The 19,699-nt window shown below is 73.0% G+C and carries 21 protein-coding genes; 10 read left to right on the top strand and 11 right to left on the bottom strand.

What is annotated here, in order from left to right; translation table 11 throughout:
• Positions 1–44 precede the first annotated feature (44 nt).
• The 5 genes from OP86_RS08780 (at position 45) to OP86_RS08760 (ending at position 3,053) form a co-directional block, all read left to right on the top strand.
• On the top strand, positions 45–287 hold the full coding sequence (locus tag OP86_RS08780) for a hypothetical protein (protein WP_030058783.1): 243 nt from the start codon (positions 45–47) through the stop codon (positions 285–287).
• A complete protein-coding gene (locus OP86_RS08775) occupies positions 259–783 on the top strand; it encodes a DUF6879 family protein (RefSeq protein WP_030058785.1) in 525 nt (174 codons plus the stop codon). Before OP86_RS08780 ends, OP86_RS08775 begins: the two co-directional genes overlap by 29 nt.
• Positions 784–811: 28 nt before the next feature.
• On the top strand, positions 812–1,660 hold the full coding sequence (locus OP86_RS08770; protein ID WP_030058788.1) for a helix-turn-helix domain-containing protein: 849 nt from the start codon (positions 812–814) through the stop codon (positions 1,658–1,660).
• A gap of 118 nt (positions 1,661–1,778) precedes the next feature.
• The gene (locus OP86_RS08765) at positions 1,779–2,234 is read left to right on the top strand and encodes a glycine-rich domain-containing protein (protein WP_030058790.1); all 456 of its coding nucleotides are present in this window, start codon (positions 1,779–1,781) and stop codon (positions 2,232–2,234) included.
• A 99-nt stretch (positions 2,235–2,333) separates the two neighbouring features.
• On the top strand, positions 2,334–3,053 hold the full coding sequence (locus OP86_RS08760) for a class I SAM-dependent methyltransferase (protein WP_051829871.1): 720 nt from the start codon (positions 2,334–2,336) through the stop codon (positions 3,051–3,053).
• Positions 3,054–3,102: 49 nt separating this feature from the next.
• Here OP86_RS08760 and hutI read toward each other — a convergent pair whose 3' ends face one another.
• Genes hutI through hutU form a run of 4 tightly spaced genes read right to left on the bottom strand, consistent with a single transcriptional unit; the run spans position 3,103 to position 8,535 of the window.
• Positions 3,103–4,278, bottom strand: coding sequence for an imidazolonepropionase (gene hutI, locus OP86_RS08755; protein ID WP_030257515.1), 1,176 nt, complete (start codon positions 4,276–4,278; stop codon positions 3,103–3,105).
• A 35-nt stretch (positions 4,279–4,313) separates the two neighbouring features.
• On the bottom strand, positions 4,314–5,675 hold the full coding sequence (locus OP86_RS08750; protein WP_030058797.1) for a formimidoylglutamate deiminase: 1,362 nt from the start codon (positions 5,673–5,675) through the stop codon (positions 4,314–4,316).
• Positions 5,666–6,847 carry an allantoate amidohydrolase gene (locus OP86_RS08745; RefSeq protein ID WP_030058799.1) on the bottom strand — a complete coding sequence of 394 codons (1,182 nt, stop codon included), beginning with the start codon at positions 6,845–6,847 and terminating at the stop codon, positions 5,666–5,668. Before OP86_RS08745 ends, OP86_RS08750 begins: the two co-directional genes overlap by 10 nt.
• A 17-nt stretch (positions 6,848–6,864) precedes the next feature.
• On the bottom strand, positions 6,865–8,535 hold the full coding sequence (gene hutU, locus OP86_RS08740) for a urocanate hydratase (RefSeq protein WP_030058801.1): 1,671 nt from the start codon (positions 8,533–8,535) through the stop codon (positions 6,865–6,867).
• 231 nt (positions 8,536–8,766) lie between these two features.
• Here hutU and OP86_RS08735 point away from each other — a divergent pair, with 231 nt between their 5' ends.
• The gene (locus OP86_RS08735; RefSeq protein ID WP_234434940.1) at positions 8,767–9,300 is read left to right on the top strand and encodes a Uma2 family endonuclease; all 534 of its coding nucleotides are present in this window, start codon (positions 8,767–8,769) and stop codon (positions 9,298–9,300) included.
• A gap of 5 nt (positions 9,301–9,305) precedes the next feature.
• Here the strand turns inward: OP86_RS08735 and OP86_RS08730 are convergent, their stop codons facing one another.
• The gene (locus OP86_RS08730; protein ID WP_033331393.1) at positions 9,306–9,626 is read right to left on the bottom strand and encodes a hypothetical protein; all 321 of its coding nucleotides are present in this window, start codon (positions 9,624–9,626) and stop codon (positions 9,306–9,308) included.
• 89 nt (positions 9,627–9,715) lie between these two features.
• Positions 9,716–10,585 carry a MurR/RpiR family transcriptional regulator gene (locus OP86_RS08725; RefSeq protein ID WP_030058806.1) on the bottom strand — a complete coding sequence of 290 codons (870 nt, stop codon included), beginning with the start codon at positions 10,583–10,585 and terminating at the stop codon, positions 9,716–9,718.
• Between the two features lie 230 nt (positions 10,586–10,815).
• On the opposite strand from OP86_RS08725, the gene OP86_RS08720 reads away from it, so the two are divergent.
• On the top strand, positions 10,816–11,238 hold the full coding sequence (locus OP86_RS08720) for a hypothetical protein (RefSeq protein ID WP_030257510.1): 423 nt from the start codon (positions 10,816–10,818) through the stop codon (positions 11,236–11,238).
• A gap of 42 nt (positions 11,239–11,280) precedes the next feature.
• Here the strand turns inward: OP86_RS08720 and hutH are convergent, their stop codons facing one another.
• Together hutH and OP86_RS08710 are read right to left on the bottom strand one after the other, a co-directional pair.
• Positions 11,281–12,864 (bottom strand): histidine ammonia-lyase, encoded by a 1,584-nt coding sequence (gene hutH / locus OP86_RS08715; protein ID WP_051829869.1) that lies wholly within the window; start codon positions 12,862–12,864, stop codon positions 11,281–11,283.
• 107 nt (positions 12,865–12,971) lie between these two features.
• Positions 12,972–14,138 carry a macrolide family glycosyltransferase gene (locus tag OP86_RS08710; protein WP_030257505.1) on the bottom strand — a complete coding sequence of 389 codons (1,167 nt, stop codon included), beginning with the start codon at positions 14,136–14,138 and terminating at the stop codon, positions 12,972–12,974.
• Between the two features lie 124 nt (positions 14,139–14,262).
• Between OP86_RS08710 and OP86_RS08705 the strand changes: the two genes are divergently transcribed.
• The 3 genes from OP86_RS08705 to OP86_RS08695 all read left to right on the top strand — a co-directional run bounded on the left by OP86_RS08705 (position 14,263) and on the right by OP86_RS08695 (position 16,254).
• The gene (locus tag OP86_RS08705) at positions 14,263–14,883 is read left to right on the top strand and encodes a TetR/AcrR family transcriptional regulator (protein WP_030058810.1); all 621 of its coding nucleotides are present in this window, start codon (positions 14,263–14,265) and stop codon (positions 14,881–14,883) included.
• A 97-nt stretch (positions 14,884–14,980) separates the two neighbouring features.
• Positions 14,981–15,547 (top strand): Pycsar system effector family protein, encoded by a 567-nt coding sequence (locus OP86_RS08700; RefSeq protein ID WP_483414668.1) that lies wholly within the window; start codon positions 14,981–14,983, stop codon positions 15,545–15,547.
• Positions 15,548–15,591: 44 nt separating this feature from the next.
• Positions 15,592–16,254: a Crp/Fnr family transcriptional regulator gene (locus OP86_RS08695; RefSeq protein WP_234434939.1), complete on the top strand. Its 663-nt coding sequence runs from the start codon at positions 15,592–15,594 to the stop codon at positions 16,252–16,254.
• Positions 16,255–16,274: 20 nt separating this feature from the next.
• Here OP86_RS08695 and OP86_RS08690 read toward each other — a convergent pair whose 3' ends face one another.
• The 3 genes from OP86_RS08690 to OP86_RS08680 are packed head-to-tail and all read right to left on the bottom strand — an operon-like array spanning position 16,275 to position 19,689.
• Positions 16,275–17,909 (bottom strand): hypothetical protein, encoded by a 1,635-nt coding sequence (locus OP86_RS08690; RefSeq protein WP_030257501.1) that lies wholly within the window; start codon positions 17,907–17,909, stop codon positions 16,275–16,277.
• Positions 17,906–19,009 (bottom strand): protein phosphatase 2C domain-containing protein, encoded by a 1,104-nt coding sequence (locus OP86_RS08685; protein WP_157849700.1) that lies wholly within the window; start codon positions 19,007–19,009, stop codon positions 17,906–17,908. Before OP86_RS08685 ends, OP86_RS08690 begins: the two co-directional genes overlap by 4 nt.
• Positions 19,006–19,689, bottom strand: a complete 684-nt coding sequence (locus tag OP86_RS08680) for a vWA domain-containing protein (RefSeq protein WP_030058820.1) — start codon at positions 19,687–19,689, stop codon at positions 19,006–19,008. The genes OP86_RS08685 and OP86_RS08680 overlap by 4 nt, the downstream gene beginning before the upstream one ends.
• Positions 19,690–19,699: the final 10 nt, after the last annotated feature.

The following is a 19,699-nucleotide window of genomic DNA, read 5'->3' as shown; positions in this document are numbered from 1 at the left end:
CCGTCATGCAAATCCACGCAACCGAGTTGCAAGGGGAGACTGGCATGGCACTACGGTTCATCGGGATCGACCCCAACACCGGGGACGACGAGTGCCCGACCGTCTGGTACGACGACAAAGCTGACGAGATCGTCGTGCAGGGTTGGAAGGCCACCGAGAAGCTGCGCGCCAAATGCCGGGAGACCGGGAGCATCCCCGATTCGGAGGATGTGGTCCGGTTGCCGTCCCGCATGGTGCCGATCTTGAGGAGAGCATGCGATGCCGCCGAAGGTGCCGACGTTCGCTGAGCAGTTGGCTGCTGCGCGCTCCAGCGCGGTTCACCTGGAGATGCGCGACTCCTACAGCGTGGTGAAGGAGGCTGAGGCGTTCTCGGCCTGGCAGGACGGCTTCCGGTACGACCCGGCCGACCGTGCGTCCTGGTGGCGTCCGTGGCTAACGCTGATCGAGGAGACCGTAGGCCGGGGTGTCGAGGTTCGGCGTGCCCGGATCGTGTCCGAGCCGGTCTCGGAGTACATCCGGTTTGAGCACTCCGGGACGTTCACCAACATCGCCGCAGGTGAGCAGATCCGCTGGCTGCCGCGGCGGCAGGCAGCGGATCTCGCCCTGCCGGGCTGCGATTTCTGGCTGTTCGATGGTGAGTTGGTGCGGTTCAACCACTTCACCGGCGACGGGGAAAGTGCTGGGCCGTCCTTCAGCGACGACCCTGCGGTGGCCCTGCTGTGCGCCACCGCGTTCGAGGCGGTCTGGCAACGGGCCGTACCCCACGAGCAGTTCAGCATCTGACCACCGTCAGTTTCGAGCCCCTGCGACGATGTCGATCTCCCCGTCCTCCAGTGTCCAGACAGCTCGCGCGGCCCTCGCCACCCGCCTCGGCGAGCTGATGCGGAACGCTGGACTGAAGGGCAGGGAACTGTCCACCTTCTGCGGATGGCACCCCGCCAAAACCTCCCGCATCCTGAACGCCAAGGCCGCCCCCTCAGACTCGGACATTCGCGCGTGGTGCCGAGCCTGCGGCGCCGACGGGCAGGCACCCGATCTGATCGCCTCCAACAGGGCAGCGGACTCCCTGTACGTCGAATGGAGACGCATCACCCGGACCGGACTGCGCCACGCCCAAGAAGCCCGGGTGCCCCTCTATTCACGCACCCGCCACTTCCGCGCCTACTCCTCCCGCGTCATCCCCGGCGCCTTGCAGACCCGGGAGTACGCCGGCGCCCTGCTACGCAGGGTGGCCGACGTCCGCCAGACCCCGGATGACGTGGCGGACGCCGTCGAGGCCCGGCTCGCCCGATCCAACGTGGTTTTCGAAGGGGGGCGCCGCTTCGTCGCGGTCATCGAGGAGTCTGTTTTGCGCTACCGAATCGGCGACGAGACGGTGATGGCTGGACAACTCAGCCATCTGCTCAACGTCATGTCGATGCCTTCGATCTCGCTCGGCATCATCCCGTTCACGGCCGCCCGCACCATGTGGCCCACGGAGACGTTCAATCTGTTCGACGACCGCCAGGCCGGGGTAGAGCTGCTGTCGGCCCAGGTGACTGTGACGGCGCCCAGCGATCTCGCCCTCTACTCACAAGCGTTCGCACGTTTCGCCGCCCTGGCCGTTCACGGCGGTGCTGCCCGTGCCCTGATCGCCACCGCGATCGACACGCTGGGGTGAGCAATCCGCAATTCTCCGCAACTTCGTTGAGCAGTAACTGAATTGGTCCGTAACTTTCACAGGGGAGCCGGGAAGCGCCCGGCCCCACCAGGTGCCCCCACCAACAGTCGGAGGAACCATGGCAACCGCAGTTGCGCCCGCCGACCCGATCGTCGGCCCGCTCCGGAACGTGTGCGACCACATCCCCGCCGACCTGTGGAACAAGCAGATCGGCCTCCTGATGCGCGACTACCCCTACGACACCATCATGGCCGCCCGCGTCCTCGGCCAGGGCTACGCCTACCTGCTGACCGCCATGGCCCACCGCGGCGAGCACCTGGGCCTCGGCCCCAGCTCGCTGGTGGACATCGGCGTCCACACGATCATCCTGGACACTGTCGCCTACGCCGAGTTGTGCAAGAAGCACAACGACGGCCACTTCCTCCACCACGTGCCGGCCGTCGAGTACAAGGACGACGGCACCGTCCTGCGCACCGCCCAGCTGATCGCAGCGGACGGCTGGGACGTGGACCTGCCCCTGTGGGCGGATGCCGCCAAGTGCAGCCCCTGCCACCCCGGCAGCGACTCACACTGACCGGGCAGTTGCGGTGGCCCCGGGCACGCCCGGGGCCACCGCAACCCGCAAGAGTGGAGTTCTCTCAAACCCCGGCGCCGACCCACACCGGGCGCAAGGATGGCCTGGGTGACGACCACATCAACCGCCCAATCCGGCGCGCCAGACCTCTGGCACCACTACGGCCGTGCCCGCGCCGACACGGACCGGGGCGTCCCCGGCGCCTTCCACTGGGTCTGGGCCCAGGCTGGCGGGCCAGGCGTCGAGGTGCTGGGAGACGTCACCGGCCTCGTCGTGGCCGACCTCGGCGCAGGTGCCGCCCGTCATGCGGCGTACCTCGTCGCCCGCCACGCTCCGGCCCGGGTCGACGCCATCGACGCCTCGCCCGCTCAGCACACGATGGCGCGTGACCTCTACGGTCACCTCGCGCCATGTCTGCGTACGGTGCACGCCGACGCGACCGCGCACCTGAACGCACACCCGGCCGAGTACGACGTGATTTACTCAGTGTTCGGCAGCCTCGACTTCGCCGACCCCCGACGACTCCTCCTGGCCGCTGCCCACGCCCTGCGACCGGGCGGACTGCTGGCCGCCTCCACCTTGGGCCACTACCTCGGTGGGGCCCCCGCTGAGCCGGACGTCCAGCACGCCGACATTCCGGCCCGCACCCCGGACGGTGCCACGACCACCATGCGCCGATGGGTTCTCCAGGAGACCGTCTGGACGAAGCTGTTGGACGAGTCGGGGTTCACGAAGATCAGCATCGACCGGCTCCCTCCCGCCGGACCGGGTGCGCGTGCTGCCGACACCCTGCTCGTCCGCGCCTACCGCCAGTCCTGAACTTCGCCCCGTCGAGCATCGGCTCGACGGGGCGAAGTCGATCAGGGGCTCAGACCTCGCGGATGCCGGAGCGCCAGACGGCGGCCGTCAGGGGGACGCCCGGGCGGTAAGCCAGGTGGACGTGGGAGGGGGCTTCCAAGAGGAGCAGGTCGGCGCGGGCGCCGACCGTGACGGTGCCGACGTCGGTGCGGCGCAGGGCGTGGGCGCCGCCCGCTGTCGCTGCCCAGACAGCCTCGTCGGGGGTCATGCCCATCTCCCGTACCGCGACCGCGATGCAGAAGGCCATGGAACTGGTGAAACTGGAGCCGGGGTTGCAGTCGGTGGACAGCGCCACCGTTGCGCCTGCGTCCAGCAGCCGCCGCCCGCTCGGGTACTCGGCCCGCGTCGAGAACTCCGCCCCAGGCAGCAGCGTCGCGACCGTCGCCGATCCCGCCAGCGCCGCCACGTCCTCGTCCGTCAGGTGGGTGCAGTGGTCCGCCGACGCAGCCCCCAGCTCCACCGCCAGCTGCACGCCCGGCCCGTACGTGAGCTGGTTGGCGTGCACCCGGGGGGTGAGGCCGCGCTCGATGCCGGCGGTCAGGACCGCCCGCGCCTGGTCGCCGTCGAACGCGCCCTTCTCGCAGAACACGTCGACCCAACGGGCGTGCGGCGCACAGGCGTCCAGCATCTCGCCGGTCACCAGGTCGACGTACCCGGCCGGGTCCTCGGCGTACTCGGGCGCCACCACGTGCGCGCCCAGGTACGTCGTCTCCGGGGTGTGCTTCGCCGCGATCCGCAGCGCCCGCGCCTCGTCCTCGACCGTCAGCCCGTAGCCGGACTTGCACTCGATGGTGGTGGTGCCCTGGCGCAGCGCCTCCCGGACGAACCCGGCCACGTTGGCGTCCAGTTCGGCATCGCTCGCCGCCCGGGTGGCCGCGACCGTCGTACGGATGCCGCCCGCCGAGTACGCCTGCCCGGACATCCGGGCGTTGAACTCGGCGGTGCGATCGCCCGCGAACACCAGGTGGGCGTGCGAGTCGACGAAGCCGGGCAGCAGGGCCCGGCCCTCGGCGTCGAAGCGCTCGTCCGCGGCCGGGGCCTGCGCCGCCGGGCCGACCCAGGCGACGGTGGCGCCGTCCAGCACCACGGCCGCGTCGGTCAGCAGGCCGAGCGGCCCGGCACCCTGCCCGGGATCGTTGGTGACCAGGCTGCCGATGCCCGTGATCAAGGTGGTCCTGGTGCTCAAGACAACGCCTTCCGAAGGGAGTTGGACAGGAGGAATCAGTAGTCCAGCGCGCCGATGGCGGAGCGCAGCGCCCCCGGCACGTCGGCGACCAGCTGGTGCACGCCGTCCCGGACGACGTGCCGGCCGCCGACCACCAGGTGCCGCACGTCCGCCGCCGAGGCCGCGAAGACCGCGATCTCGGCGCCGAGCCGGGGCGGCGGGCCCGCCGTGCGGACGGAGTCCAGCGCGATCGCCGTGAAGTCGGCGAGCGCCCCGGCCTCGATCCGCCCGGCCTCCGGCCAGCCGAGCGAGGCGTGCCCGTCCTCGGTGCCCGCCCGCAGCAGCGCGTTCGCCGTCCAGTGCCCGCGGGTCCGGGTGCGCAGCCGCTCGTCCAGCTCCAGCGCCCGGGCCTCCTCGAACGGGTCGATCACCGCGTGGCTGTCGCTGCCCAGGGTGATCGGGCTGCCCGCCGAGGCGAGCCGGCGGGCCGGGCCGATGCCGTCCGCGAGGTCCCGCTCGGTGGTGGGGCACATGCAGACGGTGGTGGAGGAGTCGGTGAGGAGCCTGACGTCCTCGTCCGTGAGGTGGGTGGCGTGCACGGCCGAGGTGCGCGGGCCGAGCGCGCCGTGGTCGGCGAGCAGCCGGGTGGGGGTGACGCCGTGCGCGGCGAGGCAGGCGTCGTTCTCGGCGGTCTGCTCGGACAGGTGGACGTGCAGCGGCGCTCCGCGCATCGCCGACCAGTGCGCGACGGTGCCCAGCTGGTCGGCCGGGACGGCCCGGACGGAGTGGATGGCGGCACCGATCCGGGCGTGCTCGCGCGGCTTGAGCGCGTCCACCCGCTCGGCCCAGGCCTGCGCGTCGCCGTCGCCGAACCGCTGCTGCGGCTTGGTCGGCTCGGCGCCGAAGCCCGAGGACAGGTAGCAGGTGTCCAGCAGGGTGATCCGGATGCCGGCCCGGGCGGCGGCCTCGATCAGCGCCTCGCCCATCGCGTTCGGGTCGGCGTAGCGGACGCCGCCGGGCGCGTGGTGCAGGTAGTGGAACTCTCCGACGGCGGTGATCCCGGCCAGCGCCATCTCGGCGTAGACGGCGGTGGCGAGCTCCAGGTAGCTGTCCGGGTCGAGCGAGCCGGCGAACCGGTACATGGTGTCGCGCCACGTCCAGAAGGTGCCGGAGCCGACCTGCACGTGCCCGCGCAGCGCCCGGTGGAAGGCGTGCGAGTGAGCATTGGCCTGGCCGGGCAGCAGCAGCCCGTCGAGGCGGACGGCCCCGGGCGGGCAGGGCCCGCTGTCCGGCTCCACCCGGACGATCCGGCCGTCGGGGCCGGTGGTGATGAGCACATCCGGCTCGACCACCGGCCCGTTGTGGTGCGGCAGCCAGGCGTGTTCCGCCCAGTAACTCACCGGAAGGGTCACTGACACGCCAGGTCCTCCAGTACGTCGGCGAGGGCGGCGACCCCGGCCAGGCAGTCGGCCTCCTCGGCGTGTTCGGCCGGGGAGTGCGAGACGCCGCTGGGGTTGCGCACGAACAGCATGGCGGTCGGGATCGCGGACGCCAGGATCCCGGCGTCGTGTCCCGCGCCGGTGGGCAGCACCGGGGCGTCCAGCAGCTTGGCGAGCCGGTCGCGCAGCGGCCCGTCGAAGTCCACCACCGGGGTGTAGGACTCGCGGGTCAGCTCGACCCGGACGCCGTCGCGCTCGCCGCGCTCGGCGGCGGCCTGCTCGATCTCGGCGACCAGCGCGGTGAGCGTGCGCTCGTCGGCGGCCCGGGAGTCCAGCCAGCCGCGCACCAGCGAGGCGATCGCGTTGGTGCCGTTGGGCTCGACGGCGACCTTGCCGAAGGTCGCCAGCGCGCCCGCCTGCCGTGCCTTCTTGCGGGCGGCGAGCACGGTGTTGGCGTACGTCAGCATCGGGTCGCGGCGGTCCTCGATCCGGGTGGTGCCGGCGTGGTTGGCCTCGCCGTGGAAGTCGAACCGCCAGCGGCCGTGCGGCCAGATCGCGCCGGCCACCCCGACCGGCTGCCCCTCGGCGAGGTAGCGGCCCTGCTCGACGTGCAGCTCGACGAAGGCGCCGATCCGGGCCAGCCGGTCGTCGTCCGCGCCGATCGCGCTCGGGTCGTAGCCCGCCTTCTCCATCGCGTCGGGCAGCCGGACGCCGCCGGCGTCGCGCAGCTCGTACGCGGCCTCGCGGGAGAGCACCCCGGCCGTCAACCGGGAGCCGATGCAGGCCACGCCGAAGCGGGCGCCCTCCTCGTCACCGAAGTTGACGATCGCCAGCGGCCGGGTGAACTCGGTTCCCCGGGCGCGGAGTTCGTCCAGCGCGGCGAAGGAGGAGACCACGCCGAGCGGGCCGTCGAAGGCGCCGCCGTCCGGGACGGAGTCCAGGTGCGAGCCGGTGACGACGGCCCCGCCGGCCTGCGGGTCGCCCAGCCAGGCCCACTGATTGCCGTTGCGGTCCAGCTCGTACGCCAGGCCGCGGCTGCGGGCCTGCTGCTCGAACCAGGCGCGGCACTCGGCGTCGGCGGAGTTCCAGGCGAAGCGGCGGTAGCCGCCGGAGGAGGCGGAGCGGCCCACGGGGAGCAGCTCCGCCCACATCTCCTCGAAACTGGAGCTCACAGCTCACCCATGGGGACGCGGACCCCGCGCTCGGCGGCGACCTCGGTGGCCCGGTCGTAGCCGGCGTCCACGTGCCGGATGACACCCATGCCCGGGTCGTTGGTGAGCACCCGGCGGATCTTCTCCCCGGCCAGTGCGGTGCCGTCGGCGACGGTGACCTGGCCGGCGTGGATCGAGCGGCCGATGCCGACGCCGCCGCCGTGGTGGATGGAGACCCAGGAGGCGCCGGAGGCCACGTTGACCATGGCGTTGAGCAGCGGCCAGTCGGCGATCGCGTCCGAGCCGTCGAGCATCGCCTCGGTCTCCCGGTACGGGGAGGCGACGGAGCCGCAGTCCAGGTGGTCGCGGCCGATGACGATCGGTGCGGACAGCTCGCCGGAGGCGACCATGTCGTTGAAGCGCTCGCCGGCCTTGTCGCGCTCGCCGTAGCCGAGCCAGCAGATGCGCGCCGGGAGGCCCTGGAAGTGCACCTTCTCCTGGGCCATCTTGATCCAGCGGTGCAGCGACTCGTTCTCCGGGAACAGGTCGAGGACGGCCTTGTCGGTCTTGGCGATGTCCTGCGGGTCGCCGGACAGCGCGGCCCAGCGGAACGGGCCCTTGCCCTCGCAGAACAGCGGGCGGATGTAGGCGGGGACGAAGCCGGGGAAGGCGAAGGCGCGGTCGTAGCCGGCGAGTTGGGCCTCGCCGCGGATCGAGTTGCCGTAGTCGAAGACCTCGGCGCCGCGGTCCTGGAAGCCGACCATCGCCTCGACGTGCCGGGCCATCGACTCGCGGGAGCGCTGGGTGAACTCGGCGGGCTTGGCGGCCGCGTAGTCCGCCATGTCGTCGAAGTCGACGCCGACGGGCAGGTAGCTGAGCGGGTCGTGGGCGCTGGTCTGGTCGGTGACGATGTCGATCGGCGCGTCCATCGCGAGCAGCTGCGGGAAGAGCTCGGCGGCGTTGCCCAGCAGGCCGATGGAGAGCGGCTGCTTCTTGTCGCGGGCGGCGGTGGCCAGCTCCAGCGCGTGCGAGAGGTCCTTGGCCTCGACGTCCAGGTAGCGGTGCTCGATCCGGCGGGCGATCCGGGACGGGTCGCAGTCGATGCAGATCGCCACGCCGCCGTTCATGGTGACGGCCAGCGGCTGGGCGCCGCCCATCCCGCCGAGGCCGGCGGTGAGGGTGATGGTGCCTTCGAGGGTGCCGTTGAAGCGCTTGTTGGCGACGGCCGCGAAGGTCTCGTACGTGCCCTGCAGGATGCCCTGGGTGCCGATGTAGATCCAGGAGCCGGCGGTCATCTGGCCGTACATGGTGAGCCCGAGGCTCTCCAGGCGGCGGAACTCCTCCCAGTTGGCCCAGTCGCCGACCAGGTTGGAGTTGGCGATCAGGACGCGCGGCGCCCACTCGTGGGTCTGCATGACGCCGACCGGGCGGCCGGACTGGACCAGCATGGTCTCGTCCTGCTTCAGGCCCTGCAGCGTCTTCACCATGGCGTCGAAGGAGCGCCAGTCCCGCGCGGCCTTGCCGGTGCCGCCGTACACCACGAGCTTCGACGGGTGCTCGGCCACCTCGGGGTCGAGGTTGTTCATCAGCATCCGCAGGGCGGCCTCCTGCTGCCAGCCCTGCGTCGTGAGCCCCGTGCCACGCGCGGCGCGCACCTCGCGCGGCCCGCTCGCCTGCTGCTGCACCATAGTCCCGGCCTTCCTGCGGATGGATTCATTCAATGTCTGTTCGACTGAATATAACTAAACAAGGGGGTTTCGACCAGACCCCGATACCGATCGATCCCATCCGATCAGCCATGCCGCCGACCGGCTTCGGGCGCTAGCCTGAACCCGGCGAACACCAGCCACTCGGCCCAGCACCAGGGAGCGGAGGACACGATGACGGCCATCGGCGTACGGCCCGGCAGGCTCCGGGACGTGGCGGAAGAGATCGAGCAGAGCACGGGACTTCGCGTCCAGATCATCGGAGGAACCCTGGTGATGTCCCCAACTCCTCGCGGCAAGCACGCGGGGACCGTCAAGCGCCTGTCCCGCCGACTCGACGCCGAGCTCCCGGCCGGTCTCGGCGCCTACGAGGTCTCGTCGATCACCATGCCCGACAACGCCGAGGACTACGCGACACCTGACCTCGTCGTTCTGCCGCGCGACTGGGAGGACGACGACGAATGGCTGGCAGACCCTCACGATGTCGAGCTGGCCGTGGAGGTCATCTCCACCTCCGAGCGGGTCAGCCACATCGCGACCAAGACCAGTTGGTACGCCGTCGCGGGCGTGCCGGTTCTCCTCGCAGTCGACCCCCGCAAGGGCGTCTGGACGCTCCGCACCCACCCCCGCGACGGCGAGTACCAGGGCGTGCTGCACGGCAAGTACGGCGAGCCCGTCCCGCTGCCCGCGCCGCTGCCGGCCGAGCTGAGCACCGCCGACCTGCCGCTCTACGCGCCGAAGCGCTGAGCCCCTCAGGCCGCCGCGCCGCCGTCCCAGTCGATGCCGATCTCGGCGAGCCAGCGGCGGTCGTCGGCGTCGGGAGTGGGCGGGGTCGGCGGGCGGGGGATGTTCTGGACGGGGCCGAGGCCGTACTTCTCGGCGGCCGCGGCGCCCTGGGCGTCGGGTTCGATGACGCCGACATGGACGGCGGACTCGTCGCCCGGATCGAGGACGGTCACTTCGGGATCGGGCAGCCGCCGCAGGGTGACGCGGCGGCCGCAGGCGGGGCAGGACCATTCGTCGGCGCCCGAGGACAGGCGGGCGACGAACTTCATCTCGTGGATCACGCGCATGGGCGGCACCCCCTGTAGGAGGGGATGCCCGGGGACGTGACGACTACTCCCCTGACGACGCCCCAAGCTGCGCCTATTCCAGGCTGTGCCTATTCCAAGAACAGCCCGCGCGCCGCGGCCGACTGCTCGATCGACTCCAACCGGGCCTCCGCGCCGGGGAGTTCGTCGCACATGGTCTGCAGCAGCACCCGGCCGAGCATCATCGGCGCGCACGCGGTGTCGAAGACCAGCCCGGTGCCGACGGCGGCCGGCAGCATCAGGTCGGACAGCTTGGCGACCGGCGCGAAGGCGCTGTCGGCCACGGTCAGCACCGTCAGCCCGCACTCGCGGGCCACCGCCAGCGCGTCCATCAGCTCCCGCGGGTAGCGCGGCAGCGCGAAGCAGAGCAGGGCGGTCGCGCCCGCCGCGGCGGCCTGTTCCAGCCGGTCGGCGAGCATGCTGCCGCCCTCGTCCAGCAGCCGGATGTCCGGGTGCACCTTGGCGGCGAAGTACGCGAAGCCGCGCGCCTGCGCCGAGGCGGCCCGCAGGCCGAGTACGGGCAGCGGGCGGGAGGCGGCGAGCAGCCGGGCGGCCCGGATGATCGGCTCCGGGTCGGCGAGGAGTTCGGCGAGGTGGCGCAGGTGCTCGATCTCGGCGAGGACGGCCTGCTGGTGCTCGTTGCGCACGGCGTCGTCCGGGGTCTCCGGCGCGGTCGGTTCTCCGCCGCCGAGTTCACGCAGCTGCTTGCGCAGCGCCGGGTAGCCGTCGTACCCGAGCGCGACCGCGAAGCGGGTGACGGACGGCTGGCTGACGCCGGCGAGTTCGGCGACCTCCACGCTGGACAGGAACGGCGCCTCGGTGGCGTGCCGCACCAGCGAGTGGGCGATCCGGCGCTGGGTCGGTGTGAGCCGGTGCCCTTCGAACAGCTGGAGCAGCCGGGCGGAGGGTCCGACGCTGCCGGTCTCATCGAGGGCGGTCATCAGCGGTACCTCCGGGTTCGAGCAGGTCGGACGACGACTGTGCAGCAGCGCGCCGCGCCTGGCAACGACGTCTCGTACGGCGGAACGCCCCATGAGACGTTCCGGATATCGGACAGCGGGCCCGCCCGGAGCCGGCACGGCTCGGGGTAACCCTGATTTCTCCCTGAGCCCGCCCGGATTCCCCCGCGAACGGATGGACCGGGCGCCGCGCCGACCCCACGCTGTACCCCATGGACACTCGCCAGGACGAACTGCGGCGCGACCTCGACGCCACCCTGCAGGCCCGCAAGGAGCTCGGCAAGGAGTACGAGGACGAGCTGGTCGACTCCTTCATGAAGCGCCTCGACGCCCGTCTGGACGCCCGGGTCGAGCGTTCCGTCGCCCAGCGGCTGGACGGTGACGAGCCGCGGCCGTACCACGACCGCCACCACCGTTCCCGCCGTCAGAGCTGGGGCAAGCGCTCCGGCAGCGGGCTCGCGGTGGTCTCGCTGGCCTTCGGCATCCCGCTGACCGCGATCGCGGCCAGCCCCGAGAGCGGTGGCTTCGCCGGCCTGCTGGTCTGCTGGGCGGGCATCGTCGGGGTCAACTTCGCCGCCGCGTTCGGCGAGCGCAGGGCCCGCGAGGACCGCCGGCCGCGGGGCGACTGGGACTGAGCCCGGTCGCCCCGCTCCGGCCGCCCCGCTCCGGGCGGCGTGTCAGGCCAGCGGGCCGGTGACCCGCTCGACCGCCCGCACCAGCTCACCGGAGGCGACCAGCGCCGCGGCCGCCTCCAGGTCCGGCGAGAGGAAGCGGTCGCGGCCGGCGCCGCCGACCCCCGCCTCCCGGGCGACGGCCAGCGCGGCCGCGGTGGCCGGGGCGATCCGGCCGGCCGTCTCGGCCTGCTGGCGGATCTCCAGCGCGCGGGCGGCGGCGGTGAGCTCGACGGCCAGGATCCGGCCGAGGTTCTCGACGGCCTGGCGCAGCTTGCGCGCGGCCGACCAGCCCATCGACACGTGGTCCTCCTGCATCGCGGAGGAGGGGATCGAGTCGACCGAGGCCGGGACGGCGAGCCGCTTGTTCTCGCTGACCAGCGCCGCCTGGGTGTACTGGGCGATCATCAGGCCGGAGTCCACGCCGGGGTCGTCGGCCAGGAAGGCCGGCAGGCCGTGCGAGCGGGCCTTGTCCAGCAGGCGGTCGGTGCGGCGCTCGGAGATCGAGCCGAGGTCGGCGGCGGCGATGGCGAGGAAGTCCAGCACGTACGCGACCGGGGCGCCGTGGAAGTTGCCGTTGGACTCGACCCGGCCGTCGGGCAGCACCACGGGGTTGTCCACCGAGGCGGCCAGCTCGCGGGAGGCGACCAGCTGGGCGTGGGCCAGGGTGTCCCGGCCGGCGCCGGCCACCTGCGGGGCGCAGCGGATCGAGTACGCGTCCTGGACCCGCGGCGCGTCGTCCTGGTGGTGGCCGGTGAGGCCGGAGTCCTTGAGGACGGCCAGCATGTTGGCGGCGCTGAGCGCCTGGCCGGGGTGCGGGCGGATCGGGGCGTGCAGTTCGGGGGCGAGCACCTTGTCGGTGCCGAGCAGCGCCTCCAGGGTCATGGCGGCGGTGATGTCGGCGGTGGTGAACAGCCGCTGGAGGTCGGCGATGGCCATCACCAGCATGCCGAGCATGCCGTCGGTGCCGTTGATGAGGGCCAGGCCCTCCTTCTCCAGCAGCTCGACGGGCTCGATCCCGGCGGCGGCGAGCAGTTCACCGGCGGGCTTCTCCACGCCGTCCGGGCCGGTGGCCGTGCCCTCGCCCATCAGCACGAGCGCGCAGTGCGACAGCGGCGCGAGGTCGCCGGAGCAGCCGAGCGAGCCGAACTCGCGGACGACCGGGGTGATGCCCGCGTTGAGCACGGCGGCCATGGTCTGGGCGACCAGCGGGCGCACGCCGGTACGGCCGGAGGCCAGCGTCTTCATCCGCAGGAAGACCAGCGCGCGGACCACCTCGCGCTCGACGGCCGGCCCCATGCCGGCGGCGTGCGAGCGCACCAGCGACCGCTGCAGCTGGGCGCGCAGCTCGGGGCTGATGTGGCGCACGGCGAGCGCGCCGAAGCCGGTCGACACGCCGTAGACGGGGCGCGGCTCGGCCGCGAGGGCGTCGATCCGCGCGCGGGCGGCCGCCATCTCGGCCTGCGCGTCGGGACCGATCTCGACCCGGGCGTTGCCCCGGGCGACGGCGAGGACGTCGTCGGCGCTGACGTCGGCCTTGCCGACCAGGACCAGCGGAGCGTCGGGGGCCACAGCACTGTGCATATCCATATACACCATCACAGCAGGTGAATGAAGATATGACAACAGCTGTTCGTCATCCGGATTCTCCGCCCTCCGGATCCGCGCCGCACGCCGCGGCCCCCGAGCGCCGTCCGCTACCGCGCGAGCTCCGCCTCGATCAGGTCGGCCGCCCGGGCGGTGCCGCCCTCGGCCCGGCCGGCCGCGGACAGCTCGCGCAGCCGCCCGGCCACCGCCGGGTCGCCGACCAGCTCCAGCAGCGCCGTGCGCAGCGCCTCCGGGGTGGCCGCGCCGGCGTCCAGGCGGCGGGCGACACCGAGGCCCACCAGCGCGTCCGCGTTGGCGAACTGGTCGGTGGCCTGGGGCACCGCGATCATCGGCACCGCGTGGAACAGCCCCTCGCTGGAGCCGCCCATACCCGCGTGGGTGACGAACGCGTCCGCCTGGGCGAGCACCGACAGCTGCGGCACCCACCGGTGCACCTCGACGGTGTCCGGCACCTCGCCGAGCTCGGCGAGGTCGGTGTGCGCGCCGATCTGCAGCACCGTGTGCCAGCCCGGCAGGTCGCCGAAGGCCTGGACGCAGGCCCGGTAGAACGCCGGGTGGTTGGTGTAGGCCGAGCCCAGCGAGACCAGCAGCACCTGCTCGGCGCCCTCGGGCCGCCGCCACTGACCCTGGTGGGCCCGGTCGCCGAAGCAGGGCCCGACGAAGCTGATCCGCCGCTCGTCGACCCGGTCGGCGTTGGGCTGCATGGCCCGCGGGACGAGCGCGATCGCCCGCTCCGGGCGGCCCTTGAAGGCATCCACGTCGCGCTGCACCGCGCCCGCCTCGGCCAGCCAGTCGGCGAACCGGCGGTAGTGCTCGGCACCGCCCGGGCCGCTGCGGATCGCCTCGAAGACCTCCGCGAGGTCCTGTTCGGCGCCCTCCCAGCCGACGAAGGTGGGCGAGAGCTGCACGACCGGTACCCCGAGCCGCTCGCCGAGCGCCCGGCCCGCGAAGCCCGCGATGTCGCAGAGCACCAGGTCGGGGCGGTCGTCGGCGAAGGCCTCCAGCAGGACGGGCCACATGGCGAGCGCGTCGTCCAGGAACAGCTCCTGGATCGCCACCGGCTCCTCCACCCAGCCGTTCGGATCGTCGGCGAGCGGCAGCTCGGTCGGGTACGGGACGAAGGTGGCGCCGGTGGACTCGACGGTCTCCCGGAAGGAGGCGTCGTTGACGTAGCTGACCCGGTGGCCCCGGGCGACCAGCTCGGTGATCACGGCGAGGCTGGGGTTGACGTGCCCGTGGGCAGGGACGGAGACCATCAGGATGTGTGCGGGGCGGTTCACGGGCACCTCCGGGGATAGCGGCCGAGACGAGACGTAGCGTCTCGCGACATCTCGGGAAGACAATACGTCTCGTCTCGCTGCTTCGCATAGGATTTTCTCCATGGCATCCAGAACCGCCCCCGACCCCGCCCGCCGCAGCGAGCGCTCGCGCACCGCCGTCCTCACCGCGGCCGCCGAGCTCGTCACCGAAGTCGGCTACGGCAGACTCACCATCGAGGCGATCGCCGCCCGGGCCGGCGTCGGCAAGCAGACCATCTACCGCTGGTGGCCCTCGAAGGGGGCGGTCGTCTTCGACGCCTTCCTCGCCGCCGGCGAACACGACGGCGGCCTCGCACTGCCCGACACCGGCGACCTCGCCGCCGACCTCCGGGCCGTCCTGCGCCCCACCAGCGACGAACTCACCGACCCGGGCGCCGACCGCACCTACCGCGCCATCATCGCCGAGATCCTCAACGACCCGGCGCTGCACGCCGAGTACCGCACCCGCCTGCTGGACCCCCTGCTGGAGGTCACCCGCGACCGCCTCCGCAGCGCCCGCGAGGCCGGCCAGATCGCCGCCGACGCCGACCTCGACCTGGCCGTCGAACTCCTCTACGGCCCGCTCTACTACCGCTGGCAGTACCGCCTCGGCCCGCTCACCCACGAACACGCCGACCTCCTCGTCGACGCCGCGCTGCGCGCCCTCGCCCCGCCGGCGGCCGCCGGCGGCCCCGGGGCCTGATCCGGACGGCGCCCCACCGGCCCCACCTCCCCCACGGGAAAGGCGAGTTCGGGACCGCTCCACGGCAATCCGGGCCCCCGGTGGGCACCGCGTGGATATGCTGGAGCGGCGGGAGCCCGGGGGCCGAAACCGGCGATCCGGGAACCGTCCAGAACGGTCGTCCGGGGGGCCTGTGTCGAACGAAGAAGCAGTCAAAACCGCCTGGCAGATCCATGGTTCGCTGACCGAGGTGACCGGCAGGGTCGACTCCAAGGCCTCCTTCGCCCTCACCATCGAATCCGCCGCGCTGGGCGCGATCGTCGCCCTGTCCGGCACCGGCACCTCCCTGGGCCGCACCTCCGGCGCCCTGCCCGCGACGGCCTTCTGGCTCGGCGTGGCCGTCCTCGCGCTGGCCGCCGTCGCCGCCGTGTCGGTGGTCGTGCCGCGCGGCGGGGGCAAGCAGGAGAGCGACCCGCCCAACTTCGTCTACTACGGCCAGCTCCGGCACTGGACGCCCGACCGGCTCGCCACCGAGCTGGACGGCGCGGACCTGCTCCCCCTGCTCAGCCGGCAGTTGGTGGAGATGAGCCGGATCATCTGGATAAAGGACCGCCGGGTGCGACAGTCCCTCCTGCTCGCCGTCGCCGGCTGCGGGCTGGTCGCACTGGCGGGGCTGCTGGGATGAGACCGGCCGGACCGGCGTCGGGCGGACGCGTTCCGTTCTGGCGGTTGCTCGACGCCCCGGCCCGGGCCGAACTGGCCGCCGTCGCCCGCCGGGTCCACTACCCGGCGGGCGGCTCCCTGCTCCAGCAGTACGAGCACTCCGACCACCTGCTGGTGATCGAGCGCGGCTGCGTCAAGGTCCTGGTGGAGTCGGGCGCCGGCTACCGCGCGATCCTCGCCATCCGGGGCGACGGCGACCTGCTCGGCGAACAGGCCGGCCTCGACGGCGGCGCACGGTCGGCCACCCTGCACGCACTGACCGACGTCACCGCGCTGCACATCCCGCTCAGCCGCTTCGGCGCCATCAAGCACGCCAACCCCGCCGTCGCACAGGCCCTCCAGCAGGTGCTCTCCGGCCGGCTGCGGGACGCCGACCAGCAGCGGGCGGCCACCGGTTCCGCCGTCGTCCGCCCCCGCCTGGCCGCCCTCCTGCTGGAACTCGCCGAACGCTACGGCGACTCGGCGCCCACCGGCGAGGTCAGGATCTCCCTGCCGCTGTCCCAGGACGACCTGGCCGGCCTGGTGCTCAGCTCCCGGCGGACCGTCAACCGGCTGCTGGAGGAGTGGCGGGACGCCGGCTGGCTGCGCACCGGGCGCCGGGTGATCGAGCTGCTCCACCCGGCGGAGCTGGAGAAACTGGCTCGCACCGAGGGCCGGCTGCCGCCTTAGCGGGGTTCGGTGTTCAGCGTTCAGATGGCGTCCGGGTCGCAGTGGGCCAGCCCGTAGCGGTCCGCCAGCGGGTTCCAGGCGGCGGCGAAGGCCTTCTTGGCGGCGGTCGCCACCTGGCTCTGGCTGTACGCCTCGTTCCAGTCCGCGGTGTGCGGCGCGTTGCCGTCGCAGCCGGCCACGTCGTCCGCCCACCGCGCGAACGCCCGGTCGGCCGCGGCGGAGGCCTTCCAGGCCGAGGACAGCTGGGCCGCCAGGTCCACGCCGCCCGGCAGCGCCGAGGTGTCGACCCCCTGCAGCCGGGTGACCAGGGAGTCCCGGCCGGCCGCCGCCTGGCGGAGCTGGGAGGCCCGGTACCTGACGTCCACCGCGCTCCCGCAGCCGTCCGCGGCCTCGACCGCGGAGGTGACGACCTTGCGCGTCCCGTCGTTCCGGTTCAGCAGGATGTCGATGGCCTTCGCCTGGTTCACCGGATCGACCGCGGCGACGCCGCTGCCACCGGTCGTACCGCCCCCGCCGGTGCCGCTGCTCCCGTTCTGGGTCGTCCAGTACGTGGAGACGGCGGTCGGCGACGACCCGGTCGAGGAGGAGTCGGCGCCGGAGTCGTCCCCGAGCGCCGACACCCCCTTGAAGCCGGCCCACACGAGCAGCCCGGCGACCACCACCGCCGCCAGCACCCGGCCCGGCCCGGGCGGGGTGGCGGCGGGCGAGGCGGGGACGGCGTCCGGCGCCCGCCGGTCGGGCGCCGGGTTCTGCGCGTCCGCCGCCAGCGTCGCCCTGATCCACGCCGTCACCTCGTCCGGGTCGGGCGCCGACGGCTTCCGCAGCTCCTCGATCGCCCGCAGCAACGGCCTTTCCCAGTCGGCGAGTTCGGGCCTGCCTCGCGGGTCCGTGCCGAGCGCCGCGGCGGCGAGCCGGCCGAGGTCCGGCGAGAGCGCCCCGACCGCCCCGGTGTCCCGGCTGTCCTGCTCCCCGGCGAGCAGCCGGACCACCAGCAGGCCGAACTTGTACGAGTCCCCGCGCCCGGTCGCCAGCGGCTCGCCCTGCGGCAGGCTCCAGTCCGGGGTCTCCCGCTGGTCGAGGGCGTCCCGGCCGTCGACCCGCATCGCGTCGCAGTCGATCAGGAAGCAACTCGGTTCCGCCCCCAGCCGGAACAGCACGTTCTTCGGCGAGAGGTCGCCCACCACGACGCCCAGCCGGTGCAGACCAGCGAGCGTCCGGGAGAGGTCGAGCAGCAGCTGGAGCCGCTGCTCGTCGGTGATCGAGATCCCGACCCGGCGCAGATAGCCCTCGCCGTTGAGCAGGAACTGGAAGCCGGCGAGGTTGCGCCCGGCCTGCGGCGAGTCGATGAAGAAGCTGTCCGGCACCAGGCGCATCAGGATGCCGCAGCGGCCCCGGTCGTCCAGCACGACGGCTGCCGGCCAGGCCAGCCGCTCGCACAGCCAGAGCCCCGTCTCGGGCGGCAGCCCGGGCACGAACTCCACCATCGCGTCCAGGGCCGGGCCGTCCAGCTCGTCCCGGCAGACGGCGGAGTACTCCTTGTACGCCATCGGCCACTCGCCGTTGATCTTCCGGCCGGGCAGCGCCCAGACGGTGCCCTGGCCGCCCTGGCCGAGCTTGTCGCCCCTGGTCAGCCGCTCGACCCGGACCTTCGTCACGGCAGGGCCTCCACGGCGGAGGCGGGCCAGACGACGAGCAGGGTGCGGTCGTCGTCGAAGGTCTCCCGGGAGAAGTCCAGCAGGTGGGCGAGCCCGCGCGGTTCCAGCGAGGGCGCCAGGTGCTCGGCGAAGAGGCGGCCGACCGGGCCGGTGCCGTCGCCGAGCGGGCCGCCGAAGCCGTCCGTGCCGATCAGCAGCCGGTCCGAGCCGGACACCAGGACGGTGTGCACCCGGACGTCGGAGGGCACCCGGGGCAGCGCCACCACCGCCGAGGACGCCACCGGCTCGCCAGCGCCGACGGGTTCGCGGATCACCGACATGAACCGGCCGCCCGCCGACAGCAGCCAGGCCCCCGAGTCCCCGGCGGAGACCAGGTGGACGTCCAGCCCCAGCGAGACGGGCACCGCCACCCCCGTCACCAGCGTGGTGGCCATCAGGCGCTCGGCCGCCGCCGCGTCCTCCCGGGACAGGCCGAGGATCTTCGCCGTCTGCGCGACCAGCTGGTAGGCGGCGTGGTTGAGCACCGTGGCCCAGTCGAGCCGGTCCGGGCGGCAGCCCGCGTCCAGCTGTCTGGTCACCGTGTCCACCGCCGTCCGGCAGGCGAGGGTGGCGCCCAGGTGCGACTGCTCGGCGCCGGAGACGCCGTCCGCGACGGCGAACACCAGCGTCCCGGAGCCGTGCAGCCCGACCGCGATGTCGTCCTCCCGCGGCCGCCCGTTGCCCCGGTGCGCGTAGCCCCGGACGGAGGCGAGCCGGACCCGCACGTGCTCGCCGGACCAGCCGTCGAAGACCGTGTCCGGCCGGTACGAGGACCCGGACGGCGGCTTGGGCTCGAACCGGTCCACCGGGCGGTCCAGTTCGACCGGCGCCCAGCACGAGCCGGGCACCGCGTACACCGAGTCGCCGACCGGACGGCCGGGCAGCGCCGAGGGGTGCGACGACCGGACCGGGGAGGGCAGGAAACCCGCCGGGCCCGGACCGCCCTGCGGCGGCGGCTGCGCGGGCGGCAGCGCCGGCGGGCGCCGGGCGGGCGGGGACACGGGCGGCAGCGCGGCCCGGCCGTCGGGGCCGGCCGCGCGGTGCTCGGGGCCCACCGTCACACCACGTCGATCGCCATGCGGAAGCCCTCCGGCTTGTCCACCACCAGTTCCGCGTTCCCCGCGGCGAGCGACATCCCGGACGCCACGATGCTCGTGGTCAGCGCCGAGCAGAACTTGGTGATCGCCGCGCCGATGTCGGCGCCCGGGATCTGCACGAAGGCGTAGTTCTGGTCGGTGGCGACGTTCAGGATCGTGGACGCGTCGGCGGCACCGATGCCGAAGGCCGCGATGTTCGGTGCCACGCCGTCCCGCCGGGAGCGGTCGGTCAGCTGCCGGTGCACGCTCGCCCAGTCCTCGTTGCTGTTGGGCTGACCGTCGCTCAGGAAGAACACGGCGGGCCGGTAGACGGTGTACCCGGCCCTCTTCAGCTCCTGCACGTCCTGCGGGATGCGGGTGAGCAGCGCCGTGAACACGGCCCGGTAGCTCGTCCCGCCGCCGGTGCTGGACAGCACCGGCAGCTCGTCCTCCTGCCGCAGGTCGGCCAGGCTCATCCGGACGTCGACCCCGTTGGAGAAGCCGAGGACGGAGAATCTCACCTTCGCCGCCGCCATCGGTTCGGCCAGCAGCGCACGGTGCAGCGAGGCCAGTCCGGCGTTGAGTTCGCCGAGGACGGGTGTCATCGAGCCGGACTCGTCCGCCACCACGTACATCGGGATGAGGTTGCCACGGTTGTCCGCCATGGTCGGTAGT

Source organism: Streptomyces novaecaesareae, assembly GCF_000716875.1.
Classification (GTDB): Bacteria; Actinomycetota; Actinomycetes; order Streptomycetales; family Streptomycetaceae; genus Kitasatospora; species Kitasatospora novaecaesareae.
This window is presented reverse-complemented; position numbering and strand designations above follow the sequence as displayed.

Coding starts and splice junctions, on each gene's coding strand:
- OP86_RS08780 (WP_030058783.1), top strand. CDS start 45: ATGGCACTACGGTTCATCGGGATCGACCCCAACACCGGGGACGACGAG.
- OP86_RS08775 (WP_030058785.1), top strand. CDS start 259: ATGCCGCCGAAGGTGCCGACGTTCGCTGAGCAGTTGGCTGCTGCGCGC.
- OP86_RS08770 (WP_030058788.1), top strand. CDS start 812: ATGTCGATCTCCCCGTCCTCCAGTGTCCAGACAGCTCGCGCGGCCCTC.
- OP86_RS08765 (WP_030058790.1), top strand. CDS start 1,779: ATGGCAACCGCAGTTGCGCCCGCCGACCCGATCGTCGGCCCGCTCCGG.
- OP86_RS08760 (WP_051829871.1), top strand. CDS start 2,334: ATGGCCTGGGTGACGACCACATCAACCGCCCAATCCGGCGCGCCAGAC.
- OP86_RS08745 (WP_030058799.1), bottom strand. CDS start 6,847: ATGTGGGCGGAGCTGCTCCCCGTGGGCCGCTCCGCCTCCTCCGGCGGC.
- hutU (WP_030058801.1), bottom strand. CDS start 8,535: ATGGTGCAGCAGCAGGCGAGCGGGCCGCGCGAGGTGCGCGCCGCGCGT.
- OP86_RS08730 (WP_033331393.1), bottom strand. CDS start 9,626: ATGCGCGTGATCCACGAGATGAAGTTCGTCGCCCGCCTGTCCTCGGGC.
- OP86_RS08725 (WP_030058806.1), bottom strand. CDS start 10,585: ATGACCGCCCTCGATGAGACCGGCAGCGTCGGACCCTCCGCCCGGCTG.
- OP86_RS08720 (WP_030257510.1), top strand. CDS start 10,816: ATGGACACTCGCCAGGACGAACTGCGGCGCGACCTCGACGCCACCCTG.
- hutH (WP_051829869.1), bottom strand. CDS start 12,864: ATGGATATGCACAGTGCTGTGGCCCCCGACGCTCCGCTGGTCCTGGTC.
- OP86_RS08710 (WP_030257505.1), bottom strand. CDS start 14,138: ATGGTCTCCGTCCCTGCCCACGGGCACGTCAACCCCAGCCTCGCCGTG.
- OP86_RS08705 (WP_030058810.1), top strand. CDS start 14,263: ATGGCATCCAGAACCGCCCCCGACCCCGCCCGCCGCAGCGAGCGCTCG.
- OP86_RS08700 (WP_483414668.1), top strand. CDS start 14,981: ATGCTGGAGCGGCGGGAGCCCGGGGGCCGAAACCGGCGATCCGGGAAC.
- OP86_RS08680 (WP_030058820.1), bottom strand. CDS start 19,689: ATGGCGGACAACCGTGGCAACCTCATCCCGATGTACGTGGTGGCGGAC.